At 38.3% G+C, this 12,803-nt stretch carries 13 protein-coding genes; 4 read left to right on the forward strand and 9 right to left on the reverse strand.

The features are described from left to right. Window positions 1–28: 28 nt before the first annotated feature. From mtaB to ppk1, 4 genes are all read right to left on the reverse strand, one after another. Window positions 29–1,348 carry a tRNA (N(6)-L-threonylcarbamoyladenosine(37)-C(2))-methylthiotransferase MtaB gene (gene mtaB / locus JWR23_RS12705; protein ID WP_299516514.1) on the reverse strand — a complete coding sequence of 440 codons (1,320 nt, stop codon included), beginning with the start codon at window positions 1,346–1,348 and terminating at the stop codon, window positions 29–31. Window positions 1,349–1,467: 119 nt separating this feature from the next. Further along, on the reverse strand, window positions 1,468–2,028 hold the full coding sequence (locus JWR23_RS12710; protein WP_299516515.1) for a UbiX family flavin prenyltransferase: 561 nt from the start codon (window positions 2,026–2,028) through the stop codon (window positions 1,468–1,470). Window positions 2,029–2,191: 163 nt separating this feature from the next. After that, window positions 2,192–3,079: an exopolyphosphatase gene (locus JWR23_RS12715; protein WP_299516517.1), complete on the reverse strand. Its 888-nt coding sequence runs from the start codon at window positions 3,077–3,079 to the stop codon at window positions 2,192–2,194. Next, window positions 3,076–5,130 carry a polyphosphate kinase 1 gene (gene ppk1, locus JWR23_RS12720; RefSeq protein ID WP_299516518.1) on the reverse strand — a complete coding sequence of 685 codons (2,055 nt, stop codon included), beginning with the start codon at window positions 5,128–5,130 and terminating at the stop codon, window positions 3,076–3,078. Before ppk1 ends, JWR23_RS12715 begins: the two co-directional genes overlap by 4 nt. Window positions 5,131–5,310: 180 nt before the next feature. Between ppk1 and JWR23_RS12725 the strand changes: the two genes are divergently transcribed. Beyond that, window positions 5,311–5,802, forward strand: a complete 492-nt coding sequence (locus JWR23_RS12725) for a YajQ family cyclic di-GMP-binding protein (RefSeq protein ID WP_299516519.1) — start codon at window positions 5,311–5,313, stop codon at window positions 5,800–5,802. 198 nt (window positions 5,803–6,000) lie between these two features. On the opposite strand, the gene JWR23_RS12730 is transcribed toward JWR23_RS12725, so the two are convergent. Continuing rightward, the gene (locus tag JWR23_RS12730; protein WP_299516520.1) at window positions 6,001–6,438 is read right to left on the reverse strand and encodes an Hsp20/alpha crystallin family protein; all 438 of its coding nucleotides are present in this window, start codon (window positions 6,436–6,438) and stop codon (window positions 6,001–6,003) included. 134 nt (window positions 6,439–6,572) lie between these two features. Between JWR23_RS12730 and JWR23_RS12735 the strand changes: the two genes are divergently transcribed. Further along, window positions 6,573–7,019 (forward strand): thioesterase family protein, encoded by a 447-nt coding sequence (locus JWR23_RS12735; protein WP_299516521.1) that lies wholly within the window; start codon window positions 6,573–6,575, stop codon window positions 7,017–7,019. 383 nt (window positions 7,020–7,402) lie between these two features. On the opposite strand, the gene JWR23_RS12740 is transcribed toward JWR23_RS12735, so the two are convergent. Next, window positions 7,403–8,098, reverse strand: coding sequence for an SIMPL domain-containing protein (locus JWR23_RS12740; protein WP_299516522.1), 696 nt, complete (start codon window positions 8,096–8,098; stop codon window positions 7,403–7,405). Between the two features lie 127 nt (window positions 8,099–8,225). Between JWR23_RS12740 and JWR23_RS12745 the strand changes: the two genes are divergently transcribed. Continuing rightward, window positions 8,226–9,371, forward strand: coding sequence for a dipeptidase (locus JWR23_RS12745; protein WP_299516523.1), 1,146 nt, complete (start codon window positions 8,226–8,228; stop codon window positions 9,369–9,371). A gap of 43 nt (window positions 9,372–9,414) precedes the next feature. On the opposite strand, the gene JWR23_RS12750 is transcribed toward JWR23_RS12745, so the two are convergent. Next, window positions 9,415–10,104 (reverse strand): methyltransferase domain-containing protein, encoded by a 690-nt coding sequence (locus JWR23_RS12750; RefSeq protein ID WP_299516525.1) that lies wholly within the window; start codon window positions 10,102–10,104, stop codon window positions 9,415–9,417. 201 nt (window positions 10,105–10,305) lie between these two features. On the opposite strand from JWR23_RS12750, the gene JWR23_RS12755 reads away from it, so the two are divergent. Further along, window positions 10,306–10,815 carry a hypothetical protein gene (locus tag JWR23_RS12755; RefSeq protein ID WP_299516527.1) on the forward strand — a complete coding sequence of 170 codons (510 nt, stop codon included), beginning with the start codon at window positions 10,306–10,308 and terminating at the stop codon, window positions 10,813–10,815. A 3-nt stretch (window positions 10,816–10,818) separates the two neighbouring features. On the opposite strand, the gene JWR23_RS12760 is transcribed toward JWR23_RS12755, so the two are convergent. Continuing rightward, window positions 10,819–12,165: a hypothetical protein gene (locus tag JWR23_RS12760; RefSeq protein WP_299516528.1), complete on the reverse strand. Its 1,347-nt coding sequence runs from the start codon at window positions 12,163–12,165 to the stop codon at window positions 10,819–10,821. 98 nt (window positions 12,166–12,263) lie between these two features. Next, the gene (locus JWR23_RS12765; protein ID WP_299516530.1) at window positions 12,264–12,695 is read right to left on the reverse strand and encodes a DUF1801 domain-containing protein; all 432 of its coding nucleotides are present in this window, start codon (window positions 12,693–12,695) and stop codon (window positions 12,264–12,266) included. Window positions 12,696–12,803 lie beyond the last annotated feature (108 nt).

Raw genomic sequence — 12,803 nt, forward strand, 5'->3', positions numbered from 1 at the left:
AGTTAGATAATTTGCAGCGAATATAGAGTTAATGTACTAATATTTCCTGGCCCTCGGTTATTTCAACATCACCATCAGGTGATATTTGTGTTAAATAAACATTTTTTAATTCGTTTACCAATACCGGGTCGTACTTGGTTTTAACTTTTACATAGTTGCGGGTAAAACCATGCATAAAACCTTCTTTAATATCGCCCTCAAACAGTACCTCTTCTGTCCGGCCTAATTGGGTATCATAAAATGCGCGGCGTTTTTTGTCAGATAATATGTGCAGCATCTTACTCCTGTCGGCCCGTGTTGAACCGGGTACAACACCGCTCATTTCGGCCGCTAAAGTATTTTCACGTTCAGAATAAGTGAATACATGCAGGTATGCTATATTCAGCTCGTTTAAAAAGTTATAAGTATCTATAAAATCTTCTCTTGTTTCGCCCGGGAAGCCAACAATCACATCCACTCCAATACAGCAATTTGGCATAAGCTGTTTTATCTTAGCTACCCTATCTACATATAGCTCGCGTTTATACCGGCGGCGCATCAGGCTTAGTATTTTGTTAGAGCCTGATTGTAATGGAATATGAAAATGCGGCACAAATCTTTTAGAATTAGCTACAAATTCAATGATCTCATCTGTTAATAAATTAGGCTCGATGGATGATATGCGTATACGGTCAATACCTTCTACTTCATCCAGCGCCTTTACCAGGTCAAAGAATTTAGTTTCGCGCTTGCCATTAATTATACCGAAATCGCCCAGGTTAACCCCGGTTAGCACTATCTCTTTTACATCTGATGCAGCTATTTGTTTAGCTTGCTCAATTACATTTTCAATAGTATCGCTCCTGCTTGCGCCGCGTGCTAATGGTATGGTACAAAATGAGCAGGAATAATCGCAACCATCCTGAACCTTCAAAAAGGTACGCGTGCGATCGCCAAAAGAATGTGCAGGAATAAACTCGTTAGCCGCCGTTACCGGCTGATTATATATTAATGTTTTAGGATTTTTAGTAAGATCAGTAATATGATCTATGATCTGAAACTTCTCTGCAGCGCCTAAAACCATATCAACACCCGGGATTTCGGCAATCTCTTTAGGTTTTAGCTGTGCATAACAGCCTACTATGGTTATGTAAGCATTGGGTGATACTTTAAGCGCTTCTTTTACAACCTTTCTGCACTTTTTATCAGCATGATCGGTCACCGAGCAGGTATTAATAACATATACATCGGGCGTATTAGTAAAATCAACGGTATCAAAACCCGCGTTACTAAAAAGGCGGCCTAGTGTTGACGTTTCAGAATAGTTGAGTTTGCAACCCAGTGTATAAAAAGCGACTTTCTTATTCATTTTTCCGGTTGCAAATATAAATATAATGAGCGAATGATGGAATGAGTGGTTGAGTGAATGTTTTTAACACCGCAAGATCAATATTCCATCATTCACTAATCGCTCATTCACTAATTATTTTACTCGCCCCAACGATAACTATCATTGTCCAATCCTATCAAATCTATTACCCTATTTACAACTGTTAAGGCTACTTCTTCAACTGTTTGCGGTTTGTTGTAGAACGAAGGCACTGCCGGGCAAATTATCCCACCAGCCTCGGTAACGGTTGCCATATTACGTATGTGGATGAGATTTAATGGTGTATCACGGGCCACCAAAATCAGTTTACGGCGCTCTTTTAGTATCACGTCGGCAGCGCGGCTTACCAGGTCGTCAGATATTCCGCCTGCAATTCTACCCAAAGTACCCATAGAGCAGGGTATAATTACCATAGTATCAAACTTTGCAGAGCCAGATGCAAAGGGCGCCATGAAATCGTTTTTAGCATAAAATTTATAAGGATAATTGGTATAATCTTCATTATCCAATTCAAATTGCCATACTTGCTTTGCATTATCAGACATAATTAGCGCAACCTCGGCTATTTGGCTGTTTAGCTGCTGTAGTTTGTTCAATAATAACCTGGCATATATTGCGCCGCTGGCGCCGGTAATAGCAACTACAATTTTTTTCTTCATGATTATTGGTTAACAAACCAAGGGGATTAAAGTTACGGGTACAAAAAAGGGTCGAATAACTAGTACCCGACCCTACATCTACCTATGAAAAACATGCCCTTTGAGAGGGCATTACAAATGTAATAACACTTTTTTAATTATTAAACAATTTATTAAAATTAATTTAATGTGATTTGACGTAATTTTTATCTATTAATGTTTGTATAATACCATCAACCATGCCTACGCTGGGCACATACATGCTCTTAATGCCGGCCCATTTCATTACAGATAAATATATTTCGCAGGCCGGTATAATAACATCTGCCCTATCCTGGTTTAGGCCCAACACATTAATACGGTCTTTTAACGAAAATGAATCAAGATAACTGTAAAGCGATTTAAGCTTATTAAAGGTTAATGGTGAGTTATCTTTTTCTTCGGATAATTTATAAAGCTTATTAATATTTCCACCGGTACCAATGCCTGATATATTTTTAAAATGCCTGGTATGCTCCCGTATAAATTCTCTCATGGAGTTCCATGATTCCTCTGTATCCTGGTTATCCAGTATGCGGATGGTACCAATGTTAAAAGATTTAGACGCTACTAAATCGCCTGATGAAAATAGCGAAAGCTCTGTACTGCCGCCACCTACATCAATATATAAATAGTTTTTTGTTCTGTCTATATTTTGCTCTGCGTGACTGGCATAAATGATCCGTGCTTCCGCTTGTCCCTGAACAATTTCCAGATCGATATTTGCCTGCTCCTTTATTTGCTTTACAACATCATCACCATTTTTAGCTTCGCGCATGGCAGATGTGGCACAAGCCATATAATCGCCAACCTTGTATACATCCATAAGGTTACGGAAAGCATGCATGGTTTTTACCAGATCAGTTGCTTTTCTATCAGAAATATGCTGATTTAAAAACGCGTCATCACCCAAACGTAATGGTACCCGGATTAACGTATTTTTTTTAAATGAAACTGATCCGTCATTTTCAATTATATCAGCAATAAGTAATCTTACCGCGTTCGAACCTATATCTATTGCTGCGTATCTCAATTTATTTTGCTTTTATTTTTCAGATAATTATAAATGTCTATTTGTGCCCTCACCGGTATCTCAGAATTTGTTTTATGGTACTTGTTGGTATTGTGACTATTAATTTCGCGTGCTTTGGTATTATCGTTAAGCTGAATATCAATTATATCCCTTATCTCTTTCTTGATTTTTTTATCATAGATAGGGAAACCAACCTCAACACGGGTATCAATGTTCCTGGTCATAAAATCGGCAGATGTTAAGTACATCAGTTCGTCTCCGCCATTACAATAAATATGTACACGGGCATGTTCCAGGTATTTGTCTACAATGCTTACTACCTCAATATTTTCGCTGTAACCTTTTATACCGGGCACCAGGCAGCACATGCCTCTTATTATCATTTTAATTTTTACACCGGCGTTACTGGCCTGGTATAGTTTAGTAATTAACTGCTCATCAGCCAGGCTATTCATTTTCAGGATCATGTAAGCGGGCTTTTTGGCCCTGGCATGCCTGATCTCGGTATCTATCAATTTATAAATTGCCTGCCGCGAATCAATTGGCGACACAATAAGGCTCTTTAACCCTTTAGGTAATATGTTTTTATTTAAAGCTTTAAAAACATTTACCAAATCATTAGTTATTTTTTTATTGGAAGTGAGTAGGGTGTGGTCGGCATACATCCCCGCCGTTTTCTCATTATAATTTCCGGTAGATAAGCAAGCATAGTAAGCCAGTTTATCCTTTTCTGTGCGGCTTACTAAACATATTTTAGCGTGTACCTTATACCCATCAATACCGTATAATACATTTACACCCTCTTCTTCCAGCCTGCGGCTCCAGGTAATATTGTTTTGTTCATCAAAACGCGCCCGCAGCTCAATTAAACAATTTACTTTCTTGCCATTTTTTGCCGCATTTATCAAAGCATGCATTATACGCGAATTTTCTGCAAGGCGATACACCGCGATACTTATCTCTTTAACCTTTGGGTCAATAGCGGCCTCACGTAAAAAGTGGATCACATAATCATACGTTTGATAAGGAGTGTTGATTAGATAATCCTGCTTAGCTATCATAGCCATTAAGCTTTTATCAAACGTCAGGTTATCAACCGGTAATGCTGCATATCTTACATACTCCAGCTCGGGCCCGCCCACGTTAGGGAAAGCAATGAAATTTTTAAAGTTATGGTAACGGTTGCCGGGGATAAGGCTTTCGCCATGCAGGCCCATTTTGCTTACCAAATACTTTAACATATCCAGCGGCATTTCAGAGTCATATAGTAAACGCATAGGTTTACCCCTACGCCGTTTTTGTAAGCTTTTAGATAATGAATCAATAAATTTCTCGCTTACTTCCTTATCCAGATCTAATTCTGCATCGCGGGTAAGCTGTATGGAATAGGCATCAATATTATCATGCTCGAATATAAAGAAGATATCCTCCAGGCTGTACCGTATAATATCATCTAATAAAATAATAAATTTCAGGTTATTAGTTTCGGGTAATACAATAAACCTGGAAAGATTATCCGGTATTTCAATTAAAGCGTATGTTATTTTTTTATCCTTAGTAAGCTTTACAAAAAAGTATATGGAACGGTCGCGCAGCTCTGGCAATATATTTGTATTATCCAGCATAATGGGCACCAGCGTTGCCAATAGTTTTTCGCGGAAATAGCTTTTTACGAATGTACCCCGAGCTACATTTAACTGTTTATCATTAAGTAGGAATATCTTTTCTTCGGCAAGCTGTTTAACAATGATATTTTCATACAGGTTATTAAACTTCCGTTCTTGTTTTACAACAACGTTTTTTATTTGGTTTAATAGCTTTTTGGGGTTATAACCTAAAATTTCCTTAGCCTTTTCATTCAAGTTGGTAAGGCGGCTTAATGTTGCCACCCTAACGCGGTAAAACTCATCAAGATTTGACGAAAAAATAGCAAGAAACTTTATCCTTTCAATTAAGGGTACAGTTGGATCGGCTGCTTCTTGTAAAACGCGTTCGTTAAAATATAACCAGCTAATTTCTCTGTTAATTAAAGGTATGCGTTTAATATCCATATAAATTGAGTGCTTTGCAGCACTGTATGCAAATCTGCTTATTTATTTGTTAAGTTAATATTAAGTGATTGGTATATTATGCTTTTGTTTTTAACAATAATAGTTACTATTTGATTTTATGGCTTTATATATACTATCATTACATTAATTTTGTAAACATCAATTTTAAACCAATTACCCATGCCAACTTTTGATATAGTAAGCAAAATAGACGGCCAAACGCTGGATAATGCTATCAACATTGCTAAAAAAGAAATTTTGAACCGTTATGATTTTAACGACTCAAAAAGCACCATAGAGCTTGATAAAAAGACTAACGTAATAACGGTAGTTACCGAGAACGATATGCGTATTAAAGCCATACAGGACGCCATTATAAGCCGTATGGTAAAGCAGCAGCTTGACCCAAAAGCAATGGATTTTGGTAAGGAAATAGCCGCGTCGGGCAACATGATACGTAAAGAAATTAAGATAAAGCAAGGCCTTGACCAGGATACCGCTAAAAAAATTGTTAAGAAAATTAAAGACAGCGGCTTAAAGGTACAGGCCAGCATAATGGATGACCAGGTGCGCGTACAAGCCAAAAAGATCGACGACCTGCAAGCGGTTATCGCCCTTTGCCGCAAAGAAAGTTTTGACCAGCCATTGCAGTATATTAATATGCGTGATTAAGCAGCTTATAAAGCCCTGTCCTTTAGAGAGGGTGGATGAGGCCAAAACGAAAAAGACCGTCCCCAAAACGGAAACGGCCTTTTTCAAACTAAACCAACATTACTATTATGAAAACTCTCTTTTCGGTATTCCTCGGTCCGGTCCTCTTCACTCATAAAGCTTCCCCACAAACCGGACCTTTGGATTTCCCGATATAACTTATTTTACAGCTAGTTCTCTTGATTGAAATTTAGCTTCATCTTTTTTAGCGATGGTCAATTTCAAAATTCCGGCTGTATAATCAGCTTCTATTTTTGAATGATCCGCGCTTTCAGGTAAGGTAAATGACCTTGAAAATGAATTAAAGCTGTATTCGCGTTTGGTAAATTTTTTATTCTCATCCACGGTTTCAGTTTTCTTTTCGGCCGAAACGCTTAATACATCTTTATCCAAATTAATTTTAAAATCTTCTTTGCTTAAGCCCGGTACTGCTAATTCAACTTCAAATTGATTATCGCTTTCTGCAATGTTTACCGCAGGTGTACGGGTTGCTAATTTTTCGTTTAAAAACGAATCGTTTAATAATGAATACACATCATTAAAAAATGGATTCACTAAACTGTTTTTTTGATCCTTGCCAAATTTTACTAAAGTCATTTTTATATCCTCCTAAGTTTTTGTTTTATTATCTTCGCCAGTGGTTGTTCAACTGTTGTACCAATAGCTTTTTGAAGTTATTTAGAAGACAATTTGTCGTTTAACTATATTTTTACCAGACATAATGGCACACAATGGCTGAAAAACTATCAGATTACAAGTACAAAACCCATATCCCTATCCGCTTCTCGGATATAGACGCGGTGGGGCACGTTAACAACGCTATTTATTTAACCTATTTTGAAATTGCCCGCTTTAATTATTGGAAAGAAGCCATCGACTGGAATTTCAGTGAGAACGGTATCATCGTGGGCCGGTCGGAAGTAAATTATCTGAAGCCCATAACCTTGCATGACCACATTGCCTGCTATGTACGCGTGGTGCGTATTGGTAACAGCAGTTTTGATGTAATGCATGTACTGGTTAAGATAACTCCACATGGTGAGGAGATTTGCACCACCGGCAAAACAGTTTGTATCTGTTATGATTATTCGGCTAATAAATCCGTAAAAATACCCAGCAACGAACGCAAGCGAATGATTGAGTATGACGAGCCCAGGCTAATATTAAATACTAATTAAAAGGTGATGTAGTGTTTCACAAAATAATGAAACAGATGAAACACTCTTTTAGGTTAACCTATTGATATTTAGTAATTTGACAAAATGAGTGAAACACTTTGAAACAGTACAAATACTTTAGGTAGATGTACCTAAATACCTTAATAAGTATTTTATGCTGTTTTTAAGATTTTTACAAAAATAGGGTGAAACACCTGATGTGAAACACTTTTTTTTTACAATTTGCGACCCCGCCAAGACAATGTTATTGATATAAATTTGCATACTGTCTTTTAATGGTTATTGCTCTCTCAAGAGGAGTATCGCACAACCCGCCGCTTTTTTTTAATCTTTCGGGCACTCGTACTACAAGCAATATACACCGGGATTGAAAATCCAGATAATTACTTCACCCCTATCTCAAACACCGTATTTACCTGGAAGCTTAATTTTATTTTCTTAAAATTAATGTCCGATTCGGAAGGAATACTAACTTCATTAAGCGACATAGCTTTATACATAACCTGCCTTGGTTGCGGGTAATTACTGTTATCATTTTCGGTAATATTTAGTACGTTGCCCAGCTTTTCGCCCAGGCCATTGAGCAAATAGGTTGCTTTGGCTTTGGCCGCTAACAACGCTTTTAGCTTAAGCTCGTTTTTTAGCTGATCTATTTTTGAGTAGTTGTAGCTGTCAATATTGGTGCTTTGTATGCCTTTAGGGTCAACCTTGCTTAGTATCTGGTTAAATTTATTCAGGTCATGAAATTTAATGCCATATTGTTTTGAAGCCAAAAAATCGGGGTTCTTTTTCTTTTGGTAAGTATTATTATAGGCCGACATATTATTTACTGTAAAATCATCTTTAGCTATACCGGCATCGCGCACAGCCGCTTCCAACTGGTTTTCTAACTGATCTATAGTAACTTTTGTTTTCCCATTAATGTATTCCTGCAGAGAAATGGAAACATTAATAATATCGGGGGTAACTTCCTGCTCGGCAGTGCCGGTAACTTCAATTTTGCGGCGCAGGTCAACATTTTGGGCGAATGTATTATAACTAACAATAATAATTGCGGCAAGTATAAGTAGCTTTTTCATAAATATATTTTTGTAGATATAGAACAAAGAAACGGGTTATAGTTTAATCATTTGTAATTATTATGATATGCCGGGCTATAAATGGAGTTAAAGTTTGACTGTACTTATTTTTATTTTAAATTACAACATGAAAAAACTGATCCTGATCCTGCTGCTACCTTTAGCATTAAGTACAAAAGCGCAACTGCTTGTTGATACCCATAACGATGCCATATCAAACCAATTAATTACCGGCGCCGACCTTGGTAAATTACAGCCAATTGGTAATTTTGACCTGGTACGTGCCAAACAAGGCGGGTTAAACGCGCAGATATTTTCTATATGGTGCAGCGGGCAGTATAGTAAGGGTACAGCTTACGCAATGGCTAACCGCGAGATAGATTCGTTATACTCATTAATTAATCGGCACCCGGATATGATAGCCATGGTTACTACGCCTAAACAACTAACCAAAGCGGTTAAGCAAAATAAGTTGGCCGCATTAATTGGTGTGGAAGGCGGCCACATGATTGAGGATAGTATAGGTTATGTTGACCTGTTGACCAAACGTGGCATGGCTTACCTAACGCTAACCTGGAATAACAGCACCAGTTGGGCAACATCAGCAGCTGATGAAACTACTAAGGGAGATTCTTTAAAACACAAAGGACTTACTGATTATGGCAAACAGATAGTACATCACTTAAATGATCTGGGTGTTATGGTGGATGTATCGCATGTAGGCGAGCAAACCTTTTATGATGTAATAGCTACCAGTACAAAACCGGTTATCGCATCGCATAGCTGCGCGTGGACACTTAATAAAAACCGCCGTAATATGAAAGACGCGCAATTACAGGCGCTTGCAAAAAATGACGGTGTAATATTTGTTAACTTTTATAGCGGTTTTGTTGACAGTACCTATGCGCAAAAAGAAGGTACTTTTATAAGGGCACACCGCCCGGAACTTGACTCGCTTATAAAAATTTATAAAGATAGGGATCTGGCTACCGAAAGATTAAGCGCGATACATAAAGCAGAATCGGACATGGTGCGCCCGCCATTAAGCATGCTCATTAAACATATTGATTATATAGCCAAACTTATTGGGGTTGAGCATGTAGGCATAGGATCAGATTTTGATGGTTCAGAATCATTTCCGCAGGAAATGGATAGCGTTGCTGATTATCCCAAAATAAAAACCGAACTATTAAAGCTTGGCTACAGTAAGAAAGATGTTGCCAAAATATTTGGTGGTAATTTTATACGGGTGTTTAAGGCTAATAAGAGGTAGTATTAAGAGCTAAATGATTGGTGTCAGAGTGCCAGCCGCAATTTCAAGTCATTAAAGTCAGCCTAACCAAATACTGCCCAAACTCATCTTCCAATAGCACTTCCATGCTAAAACCGGTTTCGGCAGCAATTTGCTGCAAGGTATGCTCATCAATATAAAGCCAGTTAAACCATTCTGTTTTTAGTTTTTTATAGCTGTATTGATATTGTATCTCGCCATAATAGCCTTGCATGGGCAGCTTGCCTTCGTACAGGTAAGCAATATCTGATGAATCGAATAATATTTGTCCGCCTTTAGTTAACAAGGTTTTTAAATGGGTAAGCAATTGTTTTAATTGTTGAAGTGTACCTGCCAAACCAATACCATTCATCATAAATAACAGGGTATCAAATTTCTCTGCATTATAATTAAATATATCAGCCTCAACTGCTTTTTTCACACCCCGCTCCTTCATTAGCTGCACACACAACAGCGAAATATCTATCGCTGTAATATCCAATCCCTGTTCTTGTAAAAGCAGCACATGGCTGCCTGCTCCCGCACCAATATCCAATACCTTCCCCCGGCATTGTTCCATGGCCATATATTCAATATCGGGCATATCGTTCTCTTCCCTAAAATAAGTAGCTATAGGCATTTCTTCGGGCGGCCCGTATTTATTATTGATCCAAAGTTTACTTTTAGATAAATTGTGGTAATGATCAAGTAGGGCCCGGCCTAAAATGTCGTTCATTTTGTTCATTTTTATTAAACGTGCTTACATTCGCCTGTAAACTTATACTTTTATAACAAAACATAACAACTACATTTATTGTTACGTATAAACACCTGATACCCCCCTTTTTTAATTTCAAACTGTATTAAACTAAATATTTCGTTACAATTGCCGAAGAATTATTTGTTTTGATAATTTTGCCTACATCTTTCTTAACCTATGAGAAACCTAACCTACCTATCACTAATATTATTTTTCGCATGCGCTTTATTTTCATGTAAAAAAAGCGAAATAATTGGCGGAAAATCACACGCTGCGTTAATAACCGGCAAGTGGCTGGCTTACCAGCAGCACACTATGATATATGATTTGAACACCGCCGATCTTGTAAAAGACACTACCATGTTGTTTAGCTCCACAAATCCGAAGGCATGGTATGAAATATTTAATAACGATGGTTCTGCCTACATAACTACTATCCCGCATAAAGTAGCAGGTTCATCGGTTTATGGTACTGATACAACCTCCTATTTGCATTACACAATTTTAGGTTCGGTATTAACCATTAAACAAAATGGTGGCGGAAGCGAAACTAAGCCTATCATCCGGTTAACCGATATGGACCTCGGGCTGGAAACCATATTTCAAAGCAATCCACAACCCGGCTGGGGGCTTGATGTAAATACTTCTTACAAATACATAGTAGATACTTACTACAGCAGGCAATAACAGCTATTTGATCTTACCATTTTCTAATGTAACAGGCTTGCTCTTCTCACTCGCCAAATAAGACCAGTTTACGGTACTTACCTGGTAGGTATGAGTTACTTTATCATCAACTTTATTATCGGTAAAAGTTAATTCGGGTGCCGGTATTGGAGCCGGTTGATCGCCATCGTTCCATCGCTGGTAACCGGTTAGTTTACTAAATGTGGTTTTGGTTCTATAAGTTAACGTCGTCAGCTCAACCCCATCACGATAAATAATAAAAGTTTTAATGCCGCTTTCCAGGTCGGGCGAGGCATGCCATTTTAACATTAAATTAGTACCCCAAAAATTTGCAACCAGATCATGCGGCGCAGGCGGCGGTGTTTTATCGGTTACATTGCCGGTTGCCATATATTCTACCCATTTCTCTGCAAGTTCTTTATCAGGGAACCAGCAGGCAGCCAGTTTATCGCCTTTAAAAGACGCGGCCGGGGCAACGGTTCTTTTAGCTGTATCGCCAAGCCAGGCATTGGTAACATCCATATCGCGCAGATTAGCATTGCCAGCTTTTGCAGGGAGCCGCATTGCCAAACAAGCATCTATCCAGGGGATAGCCAAAAAACGCATATCATGCACCTGGTGCCCATCCATTGCCGACTCTACTACCGGGTTGACTGCATGTGCCCACAATGCTCCTTTTTTACGCCCGTTAGCAAATAAGGTGGCGTTATTATAACAAAGATCCTGTATACCGTTATGGTGCAATATTGGCACTTTTAATGCAGCCGGAACATCAGCTATATCTACCCCACAGGCTTGGGCTACGGTTACAGCAACCCTTTCCGGATGCTTACCCGTCATGGAAGTTACCCAAATTGACCCGCCCGAATGCCCCCATAGCGCCCACGGAACCGTTTTAATTTCGGGGTGATTAGCTTTTATTGCCAGTTTATCCAACATCTCCAGGAAAGCTTCGTTTGTACCATTATCCGGATTGTACCAATTGATACATGTTTTCGCATTACCTGCCCCGGTAATAAACTTTGGCGCCAGTAATACAGCATGCCATTTTTTGGCAAGTTCTTTCCATTGCTCATCAAACATCATTTGCCAGGCATCACCTTCGCGGGTACAGCCATGCAGGTGTACAATTACTGTGCGTATCGTCCCTACGTCGCCGGGTATGTAAGCATAACAGGTGGCATTATCAATCATTATTCCTTTTTTGGCTATGGCGAATTGGTAAATAGTGCCATCTTCATTCCCATCGGCTTTAAATTGCTTTGCAAAAATAAAAGAAACTAATGCCAGGCACAGGCATACTGTAACTGATACAACAATATACTTTAAGTAAGTTTTACGTGTTTTCATTTCCCGTGGGATTTAAAGCTGGTTAGCAATTGGTTGGATTAAATTTACAATAAATTCTTATCTGAACCATGATTTTTGGTAGTGTCTCAGTTTGAAATTTAATTTTCACTTGTAATCTCACCCCCATATCGTATTGCCGCTTCAAGTATATCAATGTTTATATCTTTTAGCGTTTTGAACCTAATGCAATAACCAGTCACACTCGCCTTGCCTATGTTTTTTCCATACGTTTGGGCTAAGTATGTCTTATCATTGATACCAAGGATATAGACAGAGATTCCGGTTTTGTTTGCGCTCAAACCAATTTGAAAAAAATCCCTGGTCTTTCCATCAGCATATTTTATGGTGTAAAATCCATAGCCTATAGTAGGGTTACTAACAGTTTTATTTTCGCTGTTTTTACCATTGTCGAACCATAATTTACAACCTGGTAAAACTTGAAGTGTGAGCTGGTGCAACTGTTGCATATCACTACGCTTTGATTCAGGTTGGCTAGTAATATAGTTTTTGATTTGTTCTTGTACGTTCATATAAAATATAAAATTACGGGTCGTTTACTCTGCCTTTTCAAATCTCGCTTTATTTTTAGTTATACACTAATTTCAAACTGAGACACTATCTGATTTTTAGGATTAAAG

The sequence above is a fragment of the Mucilaginibacter sp. genome (assembly GCF_028288205.1).
In the GTDB taxonomy this organism is placed as follows: domain Bacteria; phylum Bacteroidota; class Bacteroidia; order Sphingobacteriales; family Sphingobacteriaceae; genus Mucilaginibacter.